This window comes from Aeromonas eucrenophila, assembly GCF_000819865.1.
Classification (GTDB): Bacteria; Pseudomonadota; Gammaproteobacteria; order Enterobacterales; family Aeromonadaceae; genus Aeromonas; species Aeromonas eucrenophila.
The window spans coordinates 23,250-42,694 of record NZ_CDDF01000004.1 but is presented as its reverse complement, the minus strand read 5'-3'; the positions used below and the strand labels follow the sequence as shown (position 1 = coordinate 42,694).

The following is a 19,445-nucleotide window of genomic DNA, read 5'->3' as shown; positions in this document are numbered from 1 at the left end:
CTAACAAGAAGCCCAGTCGAAAGACTGGGCTTTTTTTCGTTTTGGATATCCAAAAATTTAGCACTGGCTGCCAGTTCTTCCCCTCTTCCTGTATCCATACCACCTCATCCGATGATGTCGCGGGGCGTTGTTGCCGCTATAATGGCCGCCCTCAAGCAAGGTGGTGGTATGAAAGCAGAATATCTACAGCGATTCGGGGGCATTGCCCGTCTTTATGGCCAGAGCGCTCTCAACTCCTTTAGTCAGGCTAGGGTCTGTGTGGTCGGGATCGGCGGCGTCGGCTCCTGGGCTGCTGAGGCGCTGGCCCGTGCCGGCATCAACCAGATCACCCTGATCGACATGGACGACATCTGCATCACCAATACCAACCGCCAGATCCACGCCATGCAGGGTACAGTCGGTCGCCTCAAGACAGAGGTGATGGCCGAGCGCATCCGCGCCATCAACCCGGATTGCGAGGTGAACGAGGTGGATGACTTCGTCACCGTCGACAACCTGGCCGAGCACATCAAGAAAGAGTTCGACTATGTGGTGGATGCCATCGACTCGGTCAAGGCCAAGGTGGCGCTGATCGCCTTCTGCAAGCGCAACAAGATACCCGTGATAGTGGCGGGCGGTGCCGGCGGGCAGATGGATCCGACCCAGATCACGGTGGCCGATCTCGCCAAGACCATCCAGGATCCGCTGGCGGCCAAGGTGCGATCCGATCTGCGCCGTCTGCATCACTTCAGCAAAAACCCGGCCCGCAAGTTCGGCGTGGAGTGTGTCTTCTCAACCGAGCAGTTGAGCTACCCGGATGGCAAGGGCGGTACCTGCCAGGCCAAGGCGACCAGCGACGGCAACATGAAGATGGATTGCGCCTCCGGCTTCGGGGCTGTGACGCCGGTGACGGCAACCTTCGGACTGGTGGCTGCCTCCCGGGTATTGAAGAAGATTGCGGAGCGGGGCGCTCGGGCCGAGAAGTTCGTGGAGTAGTTTTTCTCTGGCAACACACAAACGAAAAGAGCGCCCTTGGGCGCTCTTTTCGTTTCTGGCGGTGCTCTTGTATCACGGTGCGTCAGGCAGTCGCCAGCGCCATTATGCCCTGCACTATGGATCTGAGGCCGTTGCCCCGCGATGGGCTCAGGTGTTTCTCCAGCCCCAGTTCGGCGAAATAGCCGTCAATGTCGAAGGCCTGAATGGTCTCCGCACTCTGGTGATTGAGGGCCGCCAGCACGATGACGATAAGGCCGCGCACGATGCGGGCATCGGAGTCGCAGGCGAAGTGCCAGCGGCCACCTTCGCTCTGCTCACCCTTCAACCAGGCCTGGCTCTCGCAGCCTTTCAGGCGGTGCTCTTCGGTCTGCCATTCGGCGGGCAGCGCGGGTAGCAACTTGCCGAGTTGGATGATGAGCCGATACTGGTTCTCCCAGCCCTTGGCCGCCGCAAACTGCTGTCGGATAGTATCGGCGTCAGGTTCTTGGCCGATTTGGGTGTAGGTTGCGAGCTCACTCATTTCAATCATCCGCCTTAGAAGAAGTCACTTAACTTGTGCAGGGCCGCCAGCAGGGCATCCACGTCATCCTGGTTGTTGTAGCAGGCCAGCGAGGCCCTCATGGTGCCGCCGATCCCCAAGCTCTCCATCAGCGGCATGGCGCAGTGGTGGCCTACTCGCAGCGCAATGCCCTGCATGTCGAGCAGGGTGGCCGCATCCTGGGCGTGGATCTCGTCCAGCAGGAAGGAGACGGCTCCGGCCCGTTGCTTTGGTTCACCGATAAGGCGCAGACCCGGCACCTGTCGCAGCCCCGCCACCAGATAGTCGGTTAGCGCCTGTTCATGGCGAACCAGTTCGGCTCTGTCCAGCGCAGTGATGAAGTCGATGGCGCTGGCGAGGCCGATGGCGCCGGCGATATGAGGGGTGCCCGCCTCGAACTTGAACGGCAGAGCATTGAAGCTGGTGCCCGCGAAGCTGACGCGGTCGATCATCTCGCCGCCTGCCTGCCAGGGGGGCATCCGCTCCAGCAGTTCTGTCTTGCCCCACAAGGCGCCGATCCCGGTCGGACCATAGAGCTTGTGACCGGAGAAGGCGTAGAAGTCGCAGCCGATGGCCTGCACATCCACTTCGAGGTGGGCGACGGCCTGGGCGCCGTCGATCAGGGTCAGGGCACCCACCGCCTTGGCGGCCGCCACTATCTCCTTCACCGGATTGACTGTGCCGAGGGCATTGGAGACATGGGCGACGCTGACCAATCGGGTGCGAGGTCCCAACAAGCCCTGGTAGGCGTTCATATCGAGATCGCCGTGCTTATCCAGCGGAATGACCCGGATCAGGGCACCGGTACGCTGGGCAACCAGCTGCCATGGCACTATATTGGCGTGGTGCTCCAGGGTGCTGAGCACGATCTCGTCCCCCGCCTGCAACTCGCTCTGGCCCCAGCTCTGGGCTACCAGGTTGATCGCCTCTGTGGTGCCGCGCGTCCAGATGATCTCATGGGAATGGGGTGCGTTGATAAAGCGGGCGACCGTCTCGCGGGCATCCTCGAAGGCGCGGGTGGCGCGGCCACTCAGGGCATGGGCGGCGCGGTGTACGTTGGCATTGTCGGCGCTGTAGTAGTGAGCGATCGCATCTAGCACCGCCTGGGGTTTCTGGGTGGTGGCGGCGTTGTCCAGATAGATCAGAGGGTGGCCGTTGACCTCCTGCGCCAAGGCCGGAAACTGGCTGCGCAGCTTGGCGTGCTGTTGCTGGTTCATGCTCCCCTCATCATCTTCTGGAAAAGTCGGTCATGATCCTGAAATTGGCGGCCAAACACAAGGCGAAGTGGTTGGGTCCCGCGTCCGGTTTCGGCTGCCTGCGGGATCTCTGTTACAATGCCGCCCCTCATCATAAGCCAAGAGATCCGGCCCATGAAGCTCAACCCCAATCAGAACGAAGCGGTCAAGCACGTCTCCGGCCCTTGCCTGGTGCTGGCGGGCGCCGGATCGGGCAAGACCCGCGTCATCACAAACAAGATCGCCTACCTGGTACAGCAGTGCGGTTATAACGCCCGCAATATCGCGGCTGTCACCTTCACCAACAAGGCGGCGCGGGAGATGAAGGAGCGGGTCGGCCAGACCCTGGGTCGTAAGGAGGCACGGGGGCTCATGGTCTCCACCTTCCACACTCTGGGCCTCGACATCATACGTCGTGAGCACAAGAGCCTGAATCTCAAGGCGAACTTCTCCCTGTTCGACGATACGGATCAGCTGGCCCTGCTCAAGGAGCTGACGGAAGCCGAGCTCGACAACGACAAGGACAAGCTGTCCGCCCTCATCAGCCAGATCTCCAACTGGAAGAACGACCTGATACTGCCGGCCCGCGCCATGCGCATCGCCCAGGGACCGGAAGAGGTGCTGATGGCCCAGCTCTATGAGCGTTATCACCGCCAGATGGTGGCCTATAACGCGCTGGATTTTGATGACCTCATAGTGATGCCGACCCTGTTGCTCAAGAGCAACGAGGAGGTGCGCACCCGTTGGCAGAACAAGATCCGCTACCTGCTGGTCGATGAGTATCAGGACACCAACACCAGCCAGTACGAGCTGGTGAAGCAGATTGTCGGCGAGCGGGCCCGCTTCACGGTGGTGGGGGACGATGACCAGTCTATCTACTCCTGGCGCGGCGCCAAGCCCCAGAACCTGGTGCTGCTGAACGAGGACTTCCCGAGCCTCAAGCTGATCAAGCTGGAGCAGAACTACCGCTCCAAGGGGCGCATCCTGAAGTGCGCCAACATCTTGATCGCCAACAACCCCCATGTGTTCGACAAGGCGTTGTTCTCCGAGCTCGACTACGGGGTGCCGGTCAAGGTGCTGTTCGCCAAGAACGAGGAGCACGAGGCGGAGCGGATCGCCGCCGAGCTGATGGGCCACAAGTTCATGAACCGCACCCGCTTCAAGGACTACGCCATCCTCTATCGGGGCAACCATCAGTCGCGCATCTTCGAGAAGGCGCTGATGACCAACCGCATTCCCTACCGCATCTCGGGGGGCACCTCGTTTTTCTCGCGTACCGAGATCAAGGACATCATGGCCTACCTCAAGCTGCTGGTGAACCCGGACGAGGACACCGCCTTCCTGCGGGTGGTCAACCTGCCGCGCCGGGAGATAGGCCCCACCACGCTGGAGAAGCTCGGCCAGTACGCGAACCAGCGCGGCAAGAGCCTGTTTGCCGCCAGCTTCGAGCTGGGGCTGGAGCAGTCACTGACTGGCCGTGGTCTGCACGCCCTGCAGGCCTTCACCAACTGGCTGGTGCGGCTCGGGGATCAGGCCCAGCGCGGCAACCCGGTGGAGGCGGTGCGGGACATGATCAAGGAGATCCACTACGAGGAGTGGCTCCATGAGACCTCACCCAGCCCCAAGGCCGCGGAGATGCGGATGCAGAACGTCTCCACCCTCTATCGCTGGATCACCGAGATGCTGGAGGGCAACGAGCTGGACGAGCCCATGACCCTGCCCCAGGTGGTGACCCGGCTCACCCTGCGGGACATGATGGAACGCAACGAGGGGGAGGATGACGCGGATCAGGTGCAGTTGATGACACTGCATGCCTCCAAGGGATTGGAGTTTCCTTATGTCTACATGGTGGGTATGGAGGAGGGTATGCTGCCACACCAGACCAGCATAGATGAAGATAACGTGGAGGAGGAGCGTCGCCTCGCCTACGTGGGCATCACCCGTGCCCAGACCGAGCTCACCTTCACCCTCTGCAAGGAGCGGCGCCAGTACGGGGAATCGGTGCGGCCCGAACCGAGCCGCTTCCTGTTGGAGCTGCCCCAGGATGACCTGGAGTGGGAAAACCAGAAGAAGGTGACCGCCGAGGAGCGCCAGCAGAAGGGGCAGGTCGGGGTCGCCAACCTGCGGGCCCTGTTCAAGAAGGATTGACGGAGTCCAGGAGGGCTTGAGCCGGCGTCAGTTCGCCTGGCTCAGCAATGGGGTAATGTCGGCGCCGGGCAGGGGCGGAGAGATGTGGCGCCCCTGCCCCATGGTGCAGCCGAGATCGATCAGCTTCTGCAACTGCTGCTGGTTTTCGATCCCCTCGACCACCAGGGTGAAGTCGAGATCCTGACAGATGTCCCGCATGGCGCGGATCAGCGCCAGATCCTTGGGAGAATTCAGCATCCGGTGGGTGAAGCTGTCATCCACCTTGATGTAGTCCACCGGGAAGTGGAACAGGGCATTGAGGGAAGAGAAGCCGGTGCCGAAGTCATCCAGGCTGATCTGGATGCCCTTGGCCCTGAGTTCATGCAACGAGGTGAGGGAGTCGACATTCTGCCGCGACAGCTCCCGCTCGTTGAATTCGAAGATGAAGTAACTCGGCAGTACCCCCTCTTCTTCCATGATGTTGACCAGCTGCATGACCTGCTCACGGCTGGCCAGGTGCTTGCCGGAGAGGTTGATGGCGATCTTGAAGCGGCTGCGACCCGAGACGGGCAGCCAGCTCTTCAACTGCCGGCAGGTCAGGCTGAGGATATGTCGGTCCAGCTCCTGGATGAGGCCGCACTGCTCCGCCAGCGGGATGAAGTCGAAGGCGTCCTTGAGCTCTCCCTCCTCCGTTATCCAGCGCGCCATCACCTCGAGCCCGGTCAGACGGCTGTCTTCTAGCCGGATCACCGGCTGGAAGTAGGGCACTATCCTGCCTTCCCGCAAGGCGCGGGTCAGCTTCTCCTCCGGTGAGCCGGTGTGATCCTGACAGGCCTCGGAATAGGTGACGATGCGGCTGCGACCATTGCGTTTGGCCTGGTACATGGCCAGATCGGCCTGGTGCAGCAGCTCGCTGATGTCCGCTGTCTGCTCAGAGACGCTGGCGACCCCCAGACTCACCGTGATGCTCAACTCATTGCCCTGCAACCGGAACGGGTGGGAGACCCGGCCGACCAGGCGATTGAGCACAGGGCTGACGTCCTCCTCCTGCTGACTGTTGTCCAGATAGATGACGAACTCATCCCCTCCGAGCCTCGCCACCATGTCGTTCTGCCGGATGCAGCTCTGCAGCCGCCGGCTCAACTCCTGCAGCAACTGATCGCCGGCGCCATGACCCAGGGCATCGTTGACCTGCTTGAAGTGATCCACATCGATGAAAATCAGGGTGAAACCAGCCGTCTGGTAACGGCGATAGCGGGTCATGGCGTGATGAAGGTGATTCATCAGCAGGGCCCGGTTCGGCAACTGGGTCAGGGGGTCGTGCAGCGCGTTGAATTGCAGCCGACGCTCCAGCTCCTGGTGCTGCTTGAGCTGCTTTTGCAGCCGCAGATTGGTCTGACGCAGTTGTTGCAGCCGCTGGTTGATGGACTCTTCCGAATGGATGTCGTCCAGCTGCTGCCGCACCCGCTTGAGCTCCAGCAGCAGGGTCAGTTGGTGGCGCAGGAAGTCGAGGAACAGCCGATCATCGGTCTCCAGCGGTTGGGCGGTATTGATGAGGAGGTGGGCGAAATACTGTTGTTGCTGGCGCAGGGGCAGGCTGTACCAATACTGCCCCGCCTCGTATCGCTCGACCCCGTTGGTGCTGTGGCAGAGCGCCCTGATGAAGTCGTCGCCATAGGAGAGTTGCGCCGGGTAGAGCTTCTCCAGGCGCTGGCTGTCGAGCCGGATCAGCAGCATGTCGCTGACTGCCAGCATCTGGCGCAACACGGCCTCCAGCTGGGAGAGCAGAGCATGCTGGGGCAGGCTGTGAGCCAATCGCATGATGCGGCTGATCTTTTCTATCTTCTGCTGCCAGTGGGGATCCCGCTGCATGAGGGGGGAGGCCTGTCCCGCCAGCTGGGCGCCGGTCTGGGTCTCATGCAGCCGCTTGGCCAGACACTCCAGCAGCAGCCGCAGGGTGGGCAGGTGCTCGGGTGCCGCGCAGGCCAGCAACCACTGCACCTCGCCATGCTCCACCGCCTGCACACACCAGCCCTGATGTTCATCGAGCCGGGTGAGCTGCTCGTTGAGGCGGGGCTCTTCACGCCCCAGCTGCTGCTTGAAGTCCTCGTCGATCTGATGTTCATACACCCAGTGCAAGCCGGCATTCGCCAGCCCCAGCATGGCAAAGTGCCGCAAGGGACAGAGCCTGCCCAGCTGCTCGAGCAGCCTGCCGTAGTCCTCCCGGGAGGCAGCACCGGGCGCAGGAAAATCCATGATGGAGGAGACGATCGCCAGCAAGGGCGCGGAGTCGTGCGGTGTGGTGGGCTGGGCTGACATGCAAAACTCCCGATTGAACAGACCTTCAAGGGTTGCCGGAAGCAAACGGATTGAAAGGACTTCAATAGAAGTCCTTTCAATTACTTATAGCTTGTCGATCATGTAGTGGACGGCATTCAGGATCTCTTCGTCGCTACAGGTGGCGCAGGTACCCCGTGGCGGCATCATGCCGGACTGGCCGGTGAAGCCTTCGATCGCGTGTTTTTTCAGGGTGTCTATGCCCTGGGCGATGCGGGGCTCCCAGGCGGCCTTGTCACCGCGCTTGGGGGCACCGGCCGCGCCGGTGTCATGGCAGGCGAAGCAGGCACCCTTGAACACGGTCTCGCCGTCGCGGGGACCGGACGATGCGGCAGCCGGCGCCGCGGCGGCCGTTGCAATCCCTTCCAGATCCTTGGCGGTGTAGACCTGGCCGACCGGGGCGATACGCTCGGCGATGGCTTCCGCTGACATCTCGTCGGCAGCAAACACGGTGCCGGACAGACTGGCAACCGCCATCCCGGCAACCAGCAAATAGCTCAGTTTTCTCAACACGCTCATATACTCCCAGCAGGCTCTTATTATCCCTAGAAAACGACGGGATTATAACCGAATAGTTACAGGCATTTAAACGCTTGTGTGTGAAGTGTTAAGCAATCTGCGAATAAAAATTCGACGGCGGCAGGGGCTTGGGGGCCGGTGCTGGTAAAAAGAAACCCGGCTTTCGCCGGGTTTTCTGGGGCAGGCATGGGAAAAGACTTATTTATCCCGATTGAGCATCACCTTGCCGGGCTTGTCGAACTGCATCGCACCCAGAGTGCTCTGCTGGCAAGTGCACCGGCACGGCGAAGACGTCATCAATCCCAATTCAGGATCACCTTGCCGGACTGACCGGAGCGCATGGCATCGAAGCCCTGCTGGAAGTCATCGATGTGGAAGTTGTGGGTGATGATGGGGGAGAGATCCAGCCCAGACTGGATGAGGCTGGCCATCTTGTACCAGGTCTCGAACATCTCACGGCCGTAGATCCCTTTGATAAACAGCCCCTTGAAGATCACCTTGCCCCAATCGATGGCCATGGTGGCGGGGGGGATGCCGAGCATGGCGATTTTGCCGCCGTGGTTCATCTTGTCGATCATGTCCTGGAAGGCGCTGGGCACGCCGGACATCTCCAGCCCCACGTCGAAGCCTTCGGTCATGCCGAGCTCGGTCATGACGTCGGAGAGTTTCTCCGTGCTCACGTTGACGGCGCGGGTAGCGCCCATCTTGCGAGCCAGTTCGAGCCGGTATTCGTTGACGTCGGTGATCACCACGTGGCGCGCGCCGACGTGGCGGCAGACGGCGGCGGCCATGATGCCGATGGGGCCGGCACCGGTGATGAGCACGTCTTCACCCACCAGATCGAAGGAGAGCGCGGTGTGCACGGCGTTGCCGAAGGGATCGAAGATGGCGGCCAGCTCATCGGGTACGTTGTCCGGCAACTTGAAGGCGTTGAAGGCCGGGATCACCAAATACTCGGCGAAGGAGCCAGGGCGGTTGACGCCGACGCCTATGGTGTTGCGGCATAGGTGGGTGCGACCGGCACGGCAGTTGCGGCAGTGGCCGCAGGTGATATGGCCTTCACCCGAGACGCGATCGCCTACGGCGAAGCCACGCACCTCCTGACCGACGGCGACCACTTCCCCCACGTATTCGTGACCCACCACCATGGGTGTCGGGATGGTCTTCTGGGACCACTCGTCCCAGTTGTAGATGTGGATGTCGGTACCGCAGATGGCGGTCTTGCGGATCTTGATCAGCAGATCATTGTGGCCGAGCTCGGGGGCCGGGACATCCGTCATCCAGATGCCGACTTCTTTCTTCAGTTTGGAGAGTGCTTTCATGACAGACTTCCTCAAGGCGCTGCGCAGGGTTCTGTGGGCACAGCAGAGAGTGCAAAAAATGGGGCCGATATCGGCCCCGTTTCAATCAGATCACGCCGAGTTCACGGCCGATGCGGATGAAGGCGTCGATCGCCTTGTCCAGCTGCTCGCGGGTGTGGGCGGCGGACATCTGGGTGCGGATGCGGGCCTGCCCCTTGGGCACCACGGGGAAGGAGAAGCCCACCACGTAGATGCCGGCGGCCAGCATGCGGCTCGCCATCTCGGAGGCCAGCTTGGCATCCCCCAGCATCACCGGAATGATGGCGTGATCGGCGCCGGCCAGGGTGAAACCGGCGGCGCTCATGCGCGTGCGGAAGTAGTTGCTGTTCTCTTTCAGGCTGGCACGCAGGGCGTGGCCCTCGGCCAGCATGTCGATCACCCTGATGGTGGCGGAGACGATGGACGGTGCCAGGGAGTTGGAGAACAGGTAGGGACGGGAGCGCTGACGCAGCCAGTCGATCACCTCTTTCTTGCCGGAGGTGTAGCCACCGGAGGCGCCACCGAGGGCCTTGCCCAGGGTGCCGGTGATGATGTCGACCCTGTCCAGCACGCCGCAGTATTCGTGGGTGCCGCGGCCGTTCTCGCCGATGAAGCCGACCGCGTGGGAGTCATCCACCATGACCAGGGCATCGTACTTGTCGGCCAGATCGCAGATGGATTTCAGGTCGGCGATGACGCCGTCCATGGAGAAGACGCCGTCGGTGGCGATCAGCTTGAAACGGGCGCCATCGGCATTGGCCTGCTTGAGCTGGGCCTCCAGCTCGGCCATGTCGTTGTTGGCATAGCGGTAGCGTTTCGCCTTGCACAGTCGCACGCCATCGATGATGGAGGCGTGGTTGAGCGCATCTGAGATGATGGCGTCTTCGGCGCCAAACAGGGTCTCGAACAGGCCGCCGTTGGCATCGAAGCAGGAGGAGTAGAGGATGCTGTCTTCGGTGCCGAGGAAGGTCGACAACTTCTGCTCCAGCACCTTGTGCTGATCCTGGGTGCCGCAGATGAAGCGCACCGAGGCCATGCCGAAGCCGTGGCTATCGAGCCCCTCATGGGCCGCCTTGATCAGCTCAGGATGATTGGCGAGCCCCAGATAGTTGTTGGCACAGAAGTTCAGTACCTGCTCGCCGCCCACCGCGATCCTGGCCTGCTGAGCCGAGGTGATGATGCGTTCCTGCTTGTACAAGCCTTCCGCTTTGACCTGCTCGAGCTGCTCGCTCAGGTGACGATAGAATCCGTTAGACATCCTCGGTCCTCATTAGCTATTTCGGCTGGGAAATTAGGGTCTGTTGACGTTTCGTCGCAAGCCGCGTTGCTACGACAAATGACGCCAGGCTAGGCGCAGGGCGCCGGCAATGGCCATCCCCTTGGCAAGTCCTGCAACAACGCATGGCCTGATTTGCCGTGCAACCCGTAGGGACGGGTCAATTTCTTGCGCATAACGTCGTTTCTCGACAACTCATTTGAACGACCAAACTTCGTGTCTCGCGCCTCGCGATGCGCAAAAACTGACACCGTCGCGGTCGTGACGAAATGTCGACAGGCCCTAGGGTAGGCAACATTTTACTGTAATAGGTTCGCTGAAATTCAAATTATTGTGCTGATATTCAACAATTGTGAAACAGATCTCACCCAGCTGGTTGGGCCAGCTGATGGTAATGTTGCTCCAGCTGGTGGATCTGTTCGGCAACCTGAGGCTGCACATAGGGACGCAGCAGGAACAGCACCCGCAGGACCCCCTGATAGAGCAGTGGCTTGGTGATGCGGGTGGCGGGCGCCTGGGCTATCTGGAACGGGATCCAGCAGGTCACCACCATCTTGATGGTCTGGCCGAGATCCGGCAGGTCGTCATCGCTGACGTCTATGATGCCGCCCTCGCGCAGGCTCCTGAGCAGGGCAACCACGGAGGCGCGCAGCTGCTCCTGGGCCTTGAGGTACTTCTGTTGCAGCGGTTCGTCGCGACTGAGGATGTCTGGCAGATTCGCGTAGAAGAAGCGGAACTGCCACATCAGATAGAAGATGGCGTCCAGGTAGCCCATCAGATCTTCCAGCTTGATCTCGTTGCTGCGGGCCGGAGTGAAGCTGTCGCTCAGGTGGCGGGCATATTGATCGAAGATGGAGTGGATGATGTCTTCTTTATTGCGGAAGTGGTAATAAAGGTTGCCTGGGCTGATGCCGAGATGGGCGGCAATGTGGTTGGTGGTGATGTTGCGTTCACCCTGATCGTTGAACAGCTCGGTGGCGCTGTGAATGATCCTGTCTCTGGTTTTCATCGCTGATCCCTCTGCCGGGCCCTGTGCATCAAGGTCGAATCCCCTTGCGGCCCGTGATAAACTTTTCGGCAATTTCAAATTGGCCCACTATACACAGCTTTAACAAGCAGTCACACGGGGCCATCAACGTACGCGAGGCAAACTCCATGATCGTAGTAACTGGCGGTGCTGGCTTTATCGGCAGCAATCTGGTCAAGCAGCTGAACGCTCAAGGACGGACCGATGTGGTGGTCATCGATGACCTGACTGACGGCACCAAGTTCGTCAATCTGGTCGATCTCACCATCGCCGATTACATGGATAAGGACGAGTTCCAGGCGCGCATCGTCTCCGGCGACGAATTCGAGGAGTGGGATGGCGGCATCGAGGTGATCTTCCATGAAGGCGCCTGCTCCGCGACCACCGAGTGGAATGGCAAGTTCATCATGGAGGTCAACTACGAGTACTCCAAGGATCTGTTCCATTACTGCATCGAGCGGGAAATTCCGTTCATCTATGCCTCCTCCGCCGCCACCTATGGCGGACGCAACGACAACTTCATCGAAGATCCGCGATTCGAGCAGCCGCTCAACGTCTACGGCTACTCCAAGCAGCTGTTCGATCAGTACGTGCGCCGCTGGCTGCCGGAGATCGACTCCCAGGTCGTCGGCCTGAAGTACTTCAACGTCTACGGCCCGCGTGAGCAGCACAAGGGCTCCATGGCCTCCGTCGCCTTCCACCTCAACACCCAGGTGAAGCAGGGCGGCAACCCCAAGCTGTTCGAAGGCTGTGACGGCTTCCCGGATGGCGGCCAGATGCGCGACTTCATCTATGTGGACGACGTCTGCAAGGTGAACCTCTGGTTCTGGCAGAATCCGCAGCACTCCGGCATCTTCAACTGCGGCACCGGCCGGGCCGAGCCGTTCCAGAACGTGGCCGAGGCCGTGATCAAGCATCACCAGCAGGGCGCCATCGAATACATTCCCTTCCCGGATCACCTGAAGGGTCGTTACCAGAGCTTCACCCAGGCCGATCTCACCAAGTTGCGTGGCATCGGTTATGACGGCGAGTTCAAGACGGTGGCCGAAGGCGTGGCCGATTACATGGCCTGGTTGAACCGGGCTTGATCCCCTCCTGACGGGCGGCCCTGGCCGCCCGTCGATCGGATACGCTTGCATGAATATATTGATGGCACTCTCCCAGCTCGAAGTGACGGGAGCTGAGGTCTATGCCACCACGGTCGGTAACGAGCTGACCCGGCGTGGTCACAACGTTTTCTATGTTTCTGACACCCTGACCAAGCCCACCCAGGGGCCCGTGTTCAAGTTGCGTTTCAACAAGCGCAGCATCTTGCGCCGCTTCTGGCACGTGTTTTACCTCATCTATCTCATCAAGAAACACCATATCCAACTGGTGCACGCTCATTCGCGCGCCTCCGGCTGGAGCAGTTACGTGGCCTGCAAGCTCACCGGCACGCCCATGATCACTACTGTGCACGGCCGTCAGCCGGTGCACGCGTCGCGCAAGGCCTTCCATGCACTCGGTTACCGGGCGGTGGCGGTGTGCGAGGACATTGCCCACCAGATCATCGACAACCTGGGGGTGGATCCGGCCAAGGTGCAGGTGCTGCGCAACGGCATCGAGACCGATCAGTTCCAGCCCGTGCCGGCACCGGCCAACCCCAAGCCGGTGATCGCCATCATAGGTCGGCTGAGCGGTCCCAAGGGGGAGCTCTGCTACCGTCTGCTGGACGAGGTGCTGGATCTGGACGCCTATCGGGTGCGGATCGTCAGCGGTACCCAGGTGCCGGAACGCTTCGCCCGATTCAAGGAAAAAGCCGAGTTCGTGGGTTACGTGGACGATGTGCCCGCCCTGCTGGCCAACTGCGATCTGGTGATAGGTGCCGGTCGGGTGGCAATGGAGGCGCTGCTGTGTGGCCGCCCTGCCTTCGCCATCGGCGAGGCCAAGGCCATAGGCCTGGTCACCGAGTCCAACCTGGCCGAGGCGCTGGCCAGCAACTTCGGCGACATAGGCCCCAAGGATCTGGCGATCGACTTTGCCGTCCTGAAGCAGCTGATCGCCGAGGCGCTAGCCAGCAAGGAGGTGCCGGAGGCGATTCGCCTGCGCATTCAGGATGAGTACGGCTTGCAAGGGGTTGTCTCCGAGCTGGAGTGCGTCTATCAGGATGCCGTGGTGGAGACCCTGCGCCGGGAGATGCCGGTCATCATGTATCACCGCTTCATCGAGCAGGACAGCGAGAAGGGGGTGCATGGTACCTGGATGCCGATTGCCATGTTCGAGAAACACCTGAAGCTGATGAAGTGGCTCGGCTACGAGACCCTGACCTTCCGGGATCTGGCGGACAAGGGCTTCATTCACCGGCTGCAGTACGGCAAGAAGTACCTGATGATCACCGTCGACGACGGCTATCGGGACAACCTGACCCGCATGCTGCCGCTGTTGGAAAAATATGGTTACAAAGCCGTGGTGTACATAGTGACCGGCGAGGATCACAATCGCTGGGATGTGGAGCATCCGACCCACCCCGATACCCCGGTGGCGCTGATGAATGGCGACGAGATCAAGGCGCTGGTGGCTTCGGGGCATGTGGAGATAGGGGGGCATACCTTGACCCATCCGCGTCTCAGCACGCTCGCCCCCGAAGCTCAGGCCCACGAGATCCGCGCCAACAAGGAGAGGCTGGAACAGTTGCTTGGCCATTCACTCCTGTCATTCGCTTACCCCTATGGGGATCTGAACGACGACGCCAAAAAACAAGCCAGTGCCGCCGGTTATCGCTACGCGGTAGCTACCAACAGCGGCCCCAGGGCCATGCACCAGGATCCGTTCCAGATCCGCCGGATCGCCATCTTCCCCCGCACCGATGCATTCGGGCTGTGGCGCAAGATCCGGGGTAATTACGTATTCAGGAAATAATGTAGTGGTAGAGAAAAACATGCCGTTGAAAATAGATCCGTCAGTTAATCAGAGTTCTTTTTGGCCACGTAATGATCGGGTGTTATCGCTGTTGGTTCAGTTGTCAGCTTTTCTGTTTGGTGCTTTGGCGCTGGCTGTGCCAAGTGGCTACTCGTATGGTCCTGGTCTGCTATTGCTGGCAAGCCTTTTCTTTATCGGTATGAAACGTTCTACATGGGGATTAGGCCGTGAATTCAAACTCATTGGACTGGGTTTGCTACTCTATTTTATCGTCATGGCGCTCTCTGTTTGGTTGGACGGAGGCAAGATAAGCGAAATTGACAGGGCTAGTCGAGCTGTGATGGCAGTCGTCATGATTCCCCTATTGGCGAGCACACCGGTACGTCTTCCTTCTCTATTATCAGGTTGTGGTGTCGGAGCACTTCTAGCATTTGGCATCGCCATTTATGATAAATTTGTATTGGGCTATGCACGGGCATTTGATGATGTGATGCCAATTCAAAGTGGTAACATAGCCATGTCGCTTGGCCTCTTCTGCCTCTGTGGTTTACTTTGGGCTCAAAAGAAGAGAAATTTTCTCTTCTCATTCTTTATGGTGCTGGGTACCTGTGCTGGAATGGGGGCTAGTTTCCTCTCTGGCACCCGTGGTGGTTGGGTACTGTTACCCATCATTTTGTTTACCATCGTGATGTTGTTCAAAGAATCTCTCTATCGTAAGAGTACTCTTGCGATGGTCGTGAGTGTCCTGCTGTGTGGCGCTTTCTTTGTGGTTCAACCACAGAGTGGTGTCGAGGCACGGATAGAGCTGGCTCAGAATGATATAAGCCAATATATCGACAAGACTAACCTAAATACCTCCCTTGGTGTCAGGCTTCAGCTTTGGCAGAGTGCTTGGCAGAGCTTTACTGAAAAGCCGTTATTTGGCTGGGGAAATCATGGGGTTAGGGAGTCTCAGAAGGCGCAGTTGGTTCGTGGTGAGATCAGCCAGTTTATCTATGACTTCAATTCCCATGCCCATAACCAATTCCTTGATGAAATGGCAAAACGAGGTATCGTTGGTCTTGGTATGCTGCTGTTGATGATGCTTATTCCCCTATTTTTGGTAAAAAAGCGTTTGTATCAACCCCATAATGATGATGTGCATTGTGGGGCTGCGTTGGTTATAGTGACCATTTTTTCATCGATAGACTACTGTCTCAGTCAGGCGTTTTTTGGTCACAATTCTGGCATTACTTTCTTTGTTTCATCCTTAGTCATAGCTGTATCCATCGTTTTCAATAAAAATCAAAGCGAGTGAAATAATTAAATTAATGACGTTAAACAAGGAAGCTATAAAATTTTTGAGTGTAGTTAACTTAATTATGTAGTCATAGAAATTAGAGGGGTGTCGCGTGGGGGTTTCTATTTCAATTGTAATTTTAAATTACAACTCATCTAAATATACAATAGACTGTATTAACAGTATATTGAGTGGTTCATATCAAAATTATGAAATAATACTGGTCGATAACAATTCAAACGCAGATGAACGTGGTGTTATTATTGACTACTTGAATGTTAAAAATAATGGTAAAATACATTATAGAGAAAATGGTTTTAATTTCGGATTTGCTCTCGGAAATATATTTGGAATATCTGAAGCAAAAGGGGAATACATATTTGTTCTTAATAATGATACTCTAGTTGATGAGCATGCGCTTGGCATACTTCATTCATTCATGGAGGATAATCCAGATGTGTCGCTGTGTATACCATCTCAGTATGATAAAGATGGTAGATATCATCCATCCTTTGCCTATTTACCATCAGTAGCTAATCAGTGGTTGGGTGACGGGTTGTGTCGAATGTTAAAACCATCAGAATATATGGATAGGAAAAAGGAATATAAAACTCCATTTAGTGTCCAAATGGGCAGTGGAGCATCAATGTTCTTCCGAGCGTCTGATTATTTTAAAGTTGGAGGTTTGGATCCTAATTTTTTCCTTTACTGTGAGGAAGAGGATATCTGCATTAGAATGAAAAAAGAAAAAATGAATATCTTTTTTGTTCCAGATGCAAAAATAATCCACTATGGTGGTGGAAGTACGAATAGAAATATAGAAATAGAAATAGAATTTTATAGGTCTTTATTTTACTTCTTTGATAAAAACTATAAATATATATCAGCAAGAGCCCTTAAATTTAGATTTATTACCAAAGAACTAATCAAATCATGTAAAAACCCAGCCCGGTTTAAGTTACTCTTGGCTATCATCAGGAAGTCATCACTATCTCATTCCTTAAGACATAAGCAACGAGGTTTGAAAAATTAATATTATTTAATAATAGGTAAAATAGATAGAGTGTGATTTAAAATGGATATATTATATTTTGTGAAGGAATTCATTAGGCGCGATACCACAATAAAAATAAATATAGTATATTTAATTAAACGAATCTAATCTACTTCGCTTTAATAGATTGAGACAGAATAAGCTATTATGGTTAAATAGCTTTAATCTATGGATGGTGCCGAGTACAAAAATCATCCAGCCATAGCATATAGTGGTGAAACCTATTTTCATGTGGAGTGACCACACCAGTAATTAACTAAAGGTCTAGCCCGTTAACTTCGTTACTGGCGAGACATATTTTCATAGCCGCTCATTTATACCTTGTCGTGAGCTATGTCAATTTCAGCCCAGAATGTGGCCAGCCTTTCCTGCACGTTCAGGATTTCCTGCTCGGGATCCTGATGGTCGGTATCGATGAACTGATAGCGGGGGTGGGAGAGCGGGTTGGCGATGGCCGAGTGGCCCAGGGGGGAAACTATGGTCAGCAGCGGTATGTCCAGCGCCTGCGCCATGTGCCGCGGGCCCGTGTCGTTACCGACGAACAGCTGGCTATGGGCGAAGAGTCCGACCAGCTCCCGCACCGAGCGAGTCTGAATCCGATCGAACACGCTGGCCTGCAGGGCTTCGGGTAGCAGCGGTTTCAGGCCCCGGTTGTACTCCTCTTCCCCCGGCCCGCAGTAGATCAGGATCTGGGCGTTGTGCTCTTCGATCAGCCATTGCGCCACCTTGGCAAAGCAGCCGATGGGCCAGCGCTTGTAGTGGCCAAGGGAGTTGACCCCCATGGCGATCAGCGGTCTGTCAGAGTCGATGCCGGCGGCCAGCAGGGCCTCGCGTCCCCGTTGTTTTTCTTCTTCACTCAGCCAGAGATAGTAGTTGCGATCCTCCCGGGCGAGTTTGAGGGGGGCAAGCAGGGCGAAGCGATCGTCGACCAGGGTGCTATTGCCCTGATGTTCAGTGTCTTTTCGAAACCGCACTATGCGGTTGTGGCCGAGTCGCCAGGGGAAGGAGTCGAAGCCTATGCGCAATTTGGCCCCCGACAGCAGGCAGGTCAGCAGACCTATCATCTGACCCTGGCTGTTGATTACCACGTCATAACGCTCGCGGCGGATCCCCAGCAGCAGCGCCTTCATGTAGCCCCACTCGTTGCGACGCGCCTTCTCGATGACGATCAGCTTGTCGATGTTAGGGTTACCCTCCGCCATGCCCGCGCAGTAATCCATGACCAGATAGTGAACTTCCCCGGCGGAGTCGTTCTGCTTGAGATTGTTGCAAAGGGCCGTGGAGATCAGCACGTCCCCTATCTGTTTGGTTTGTACTACTAGGTATTTCATGGAGAAGGCCTCGAGTGAGGTCATGGTTGAGCGACAGCACAACAGCATATCGTACTCGACCGTCAGATGCTGCCGCGACGGCGTGAAAATCCGATCAGGCGCACTGCAGAAGCCCCTTTTTCCCAGCCGGTGTTTAATTGTTGGCCATGCAGGTAAGGCTGGCGCGCGGATCGAAAAAGGCACGACCCTGGGGCCGTGCCTTATCAAGGATGCGAGATAGGATCAGCGCACAATCAGGCCGAGCAGTATGCCCACCACGCCGAAGTCGGCATCGCTGAAGGTGGTGTTGGCAAAGCCGAGATCCCCCAGCACCGGCAGTAGGAACACCGGCAGGAAGGTGATCAGCAGGCCGTTGGCGAAGGCCCCGAGCAGGGCACCGCGACGACCGCCGGTGGCGTTGCCGAATACCCCGGCGGCGGCGCCGACGAAGAAGTGTGGCACCACGCCCGGGATGATGACGGTCAGCCCCAGCAGATAGAGCAGCACCATGCCCACCAGGCCGGCGGCGAAGCTCGACAGGAAGCCGATCAGCACGGCGTTGGGGGCGTAGGGGAAGACGATGGGGCAGTCCAGCGCCGGTTTGGCGTTCGGCACCAGCTTGTCGGAGATCCCCTTGAAGGCCGGCACGATTTCGGCGATGACCATGCGCACCCCTTGCAGGATGACGTAGACCCCGGCCGCGAAGGTGATGGACTGCATCAGGGAGAACATGAACCAGTGTTTACCCTTGGCGACGTTGCTGACGAACTCGGGGCCGGCGAAGGCGGAGGTGATGAGGAAGATGATGCCCATGGTGAAGGAGATGGCCACCGGGGTGTCGCGCAGGAACAACAGGCTCTTGGGCACCTGCACCTCTTCACTGCTGTGAGCCTTGTTGCCGAACTTGGCACCGATCCAGCCGGCCAGCACGTAGGAGATGGTGGAGAAGTGGCCGAGTGCCACGTCGTCCGAGCCGGTGATCTGCTTCATATAGGGGTGAGCGAGGGCCGGGAACAGCACCATGGTCACACCGACCACCAGGCTGCCGACCGCGATCAGCGGAATGCCGCTCATGCCGCCGGCGGAGAGGATGGCCGCCACCATCATCGACATGAACAGGGTGTGGTGACCGGTCAGGAAGATGAATTTCCAGGGGGTGAGGCGGGCGATCAGGATGTTCACCAGCATGGCGAAGAACATGATCATCGCCATCTCCTTGCCGAACGACTGCTGGGCGATGGAGACGATGGCCTCGTTGTTGGGGACCACGCCCTTGATGCCGAAGGCGTGCTGGAAGATGGTGGCGAAGTCGCCGAGGGAGTTCACCACCAGGGTGGCGCCGGCCCCCAGGATGACGAAGCCCATGATGGTCTTGACCGTGCCCTTGATGCACTCGGTCACGGGTTTTTTCTGGGCAATCAAGCCGATAAGGGCGATCAGACCGACCAGCACGGCCGGCTCCGACAGCACGTCAAACATCAGAAAATTGAAAAATTCCATGGTCAGCTCCAATCAATGGAAGAGGCGGCC

The 19,445-nt window shown here is 57.8% G+C and carries 15 protein-coding genes; 6 read left to right on the top strand and 9 right to left on the bottom strand.

Annotated features, from left to right (window positions below):
• The first annotated feature begins 168 nt into the window (after window positions 1-168).
• Entirely contained in the window at window positions 169-975 is an 807-nt protein-coding gene (gene tcdA / locus BN1124_RS04065; RefSeq protein ID WP_042639442.1) for a tRNA cyclic N6-threonylcarbamoyladenosine(37) synthase TcdA, read from the top strand.
• An 82-nt stretch (window positions 976-1,057) separates the two neighbouring features.
• Here the strand turns inward: tcdA and BN1124_RS04060 are convergent, their stop codons facing one another.
• Both BN1124_RS04060 and BN1124_RS04055 read right to left on the bottom strand, forming a co-directional pair.
• Complete coding sequence (locus tag BN1124_RS04060) at window positions 1,058-1,495, bottom strand: SufE family protein (protein ID WP_042639436.1); 438 nt, start codon at window positions 1,493-1,495, stop codon at window positions 1,058-1,060.
• A 14-nt stretch (window positions 1,496-1,509) separates the two neighbouring features.
• The gene (locus BN1124_RS04055; protein ID WP_042639434.1) at window positions 1,510-2,730 is read right to left on the bottom strand and encodes an aminotransferase class V-fold PLP-dependent enzyme; all 1,221 of its coding nucleotides are present in this window, start codon (window positions 2,728-2,730) and stop codon (window positions 1,510-1,512) included.
• Window positions 2,731-2,883: 153 nt separating this feature from the next.
• On the opposite strand from BN1124_RS04055, the gene rep reads away from it, so the two are divergent.
• On the top strand, window positions 2,884-4,896 hold the full coding sequence (gene rep / locus BN1124_RS04050; protein WP_042639432.1) for a DNA helicase Rep: 2,013 nt from the start codon (window positions 2,884-2,886) through the stop codon (window positions 4,894-4,896).
• Between the two features lie 27 nt (window positions 4,897-4,923).
• Here rep and BN1124_RS04045 read toward each other — a convergent pair whose 3' ends face one another.
• The 5 genes from BN1124_RS04045 to BN1124_RS04025 form a co-directional block, all read right to left on the bottom strand.
• On the bottom strand, window positions 4,924-7,194 hold the full coding sequence (locus tag BN1124_RS04045) for a putative bifunctional diguanylate cyclase/phosphodiesterase (protein WP_042639430.1): 2,271 nt from the start codon (window positions 7,192-7,194) through the stop codon (window positions 4,924-4,926).
• Between the two features lie 84 nt (window positions 7,195-7,278).
• The gene (locus BN1124_RS04040; protein ID WP_042639428.1) at window positions 7,279-7,731 is read right to left on the bottom strand and encodes a c-type cytochrome; all 453 of its coding nucleotides are present in this window, start codon (window positions 7,729-7,731) and stop codon (window positions 7,279-7,281) included.
• Window positions 7,732-8,027: 296 nt separating this feature from the next.
• The gene (gene tdh / locus BN1124_RS04035; RefSeq protein WP_042639426.1) at window positions 8,028-9,053 is read right to left on the bottom strand and encodes an L-threonine 3-dehydrogenase; all 1,026 of its coding nucleotides are present in this window, start codon (window positions 9,051-9,053) and stop codon (window positions 8,028-8,030) included.
• An 85-nt stretch (window positions 9,054-9,138) separates the two neighbouring features.
• Complete coding sequence (locus tag BN1124_RS04030) at window positions 9,139-10,329, bottom strand: glycine C-acetyltransferase (RefSeq protein ID WP_042639424.1); 1,191 nt, start codon at window positions 10,327-10,329, stop codon at window positions 9,139-9,141.
• 382 nt (window positions 10,330-10,711) lie between these two features.
• A complete protein-coding gene (locus BN1124_RS04025) occupies window positions 10,712-11,356 on the bottom strand; it encodes a TetR/AcrR family transcriptional regulator (RefSeq protein ID WP_042639421.1) in 645 nt (214 codons plus the stop codon).
• Window positions 11,357-11,502: 146 nt separating this feature from the next.
• Between BN1124_RS04025 and rfaD the strand changes: the two genes are divergently transcribed.
• From rfaD to BN1124_RS20660, 4 genes are all read left to right on the top strand, one after another.
• Window positions 11,503-12,462 (top strand): ADP-glyceromanno-heptose 6-epimerase, encoded by a 960-nt coding sequence (rfaD, locus tag BN1124_RS04020; RefSeq protein ID WP_042639419.1) that lies wholly within the window; start codon window positions 11,503-11,505, stop codon window positions 12,460-12,462.
• Between the two features lie 49 nt (window positions 12,463-12,511).
• Window positions 12,512-14,272 carry a bifunctional glycosyltransferase family 4 protein/polysaccharide deacetylase gene (locus BN1124_RS04015; RefSeq protein WP_042639417.1) on the top strand — a complete coding sequence of 587 codons (1,761 nt, stop codon included), beginning with the start codon at window positions 12,512-12,514 and terminating at the stop codon, window positions 14,270-14,272.
• 4 nt (window positions 14,273-14,276) lie between these two features.
• Window positions 14,277-15,569: an O-antigen ligase family protein gene (locus BN1124_RS04010; RefSeq protein WP_231553593.1), complete on the top strand. Its 1,293-nt coding sequence runs from the start codon at window positions 14,277-14,279 to the stop codon at window positions 15,567-15,569.
• A 94-nt stretch (window positions 15,570-15,663) separates the two neighbouring features.
• Entirely contained in the window at window positions 15,664-16,584 is a 921-nt protein-coding gene (locus tag BN1124_RS20660; RefSeq protein WP_082041416.1) for a glycosyltransferase family 2 protein, read from the top strand.
• A 335-nt stretch (window positions 16,585-16,919) separates the two neighbouring features.
• Here the strand turns inward: BN1124_RS20660 and BN1124_RS04005 are convergent, their stop codons facing one another.
• Both BN1124_RS04005 and BN1124_RS04000 read right to left on the bottom strand, forming a co-directional pair.
• Entirely contained in the window at window positions 16,920-17,936 is a 1,017-nt protein-coding gene (locus BN1124_RS04005; protein WP_042639440.1) for a glycosyltransferase family 9 protein, read from the bottom strand.
• A gap of 222 nt (window positions 17,937-18,158) precedes the next feature.
• Window positions 18,159-19,415: a PTS ascorbate transporter subunit IIC gene (locus BN1124_RS04000; RefSeq protein ID WP_042639413.1), complete on the bottom strand. Its 1,257-nt coding sequence runs from the start codon at window positions 19,413-19,415 to the stop codon at window positions 18,159-18,161.
• Window positions 19,416-19,445: the final 30 nt, after the last annotated feature.

Bases quoted from the DNA above. Each gene is read 5' to 3' on its own strand.
- BN1124_RS04045 (WP_042639430.1), bottom strand. From the start codon at position 7,194: ATGTCAGCCCAGCCCACCACACCGCACGACTCCGCGCCCTTGCTGGCG.
- tdh (WP_042639426.1), bottom strand. From the start codon at position 9,053: ATGAAAGCACTCTCCAAACTGAAGAAAGAAGTCGGCATCTGGATGACG.
- BN1124_RS04025 (WP_042639421.1), bottom strand. From the start codon at position 11,356: ATGAAAACCAGAGACAGGATCATTCACAGCGCCACCGAGCTGTTCAAC.
- BN1124_RS04055 (WP_042639434.1), bottom strand. From the start codon at position 2,730: ATGAACCAGCAACAGCACGCCAAGCTGCGCAGCCAGTTTCCGGCCTTG.
- tcdA (WP_042639442.1), top strand. From the start codon at position 169: ATGAAAGCAGAATATCTACAGCGATTCGGGGGCATTGCCCGTCTTTAT.
- rfaD (WP_042639419.1), top strand. From the start codon at position 11,503: ATGATCGTAGTAACTGGCGGTGCTGGCTTTATCGGCAGCAATCTGGTC.
- BN1124_RS04005 (WP_042639440.1), bottom strand. From the start codon at position 17,936: ATGAAATACCTAGTAGTACAAACCAAACAGATAGGGGACGTGCTGATC.
- BN1124_RS04030 (WP_042639424.1), bottom strand. From the start codon at position 10,329: ATGTCTAACGGATTCTATCGTCACCTGAGCGAGCAGCTCGAGCAGGTC.
- BN1124_RS04000 (WP_042639413.1), bottom strand. From the start codon at position 19,415: ATGGAATTTTTCAATTTTCTGATGTTTGACGTGCTGTCGGAGCCGGCC.
- BN1124_RS04015 (WP_042639417.1), top strand. From the start codon at position 12,512: ATGAATATATTGATGGCACTCTCCCAGCTCGAAGTGACGGGAGCTGAG.
- BN1124_RS04060 (WP_042639436.1), bottom strand. From the start codon at position 1,495: ATGAGTGAGCTCGCAACCTACACCCAAATCGGCCAAGAACCTGACGCC.
- rep (WP_042639432.1), top strand. From the start codon at position 2,884: ATGAAGCTCAACCCCAATCAGAACGAAGCGGTCAAGCACGTCTCCGGC.
- BN1124_RS04040 (WP_042639428.1), bottom strand. From the start codon at position 7,731: ATGAGCGTGTTGAGAAAACTGAGCTATTTGCTGGTTGCCGGGATGGCG.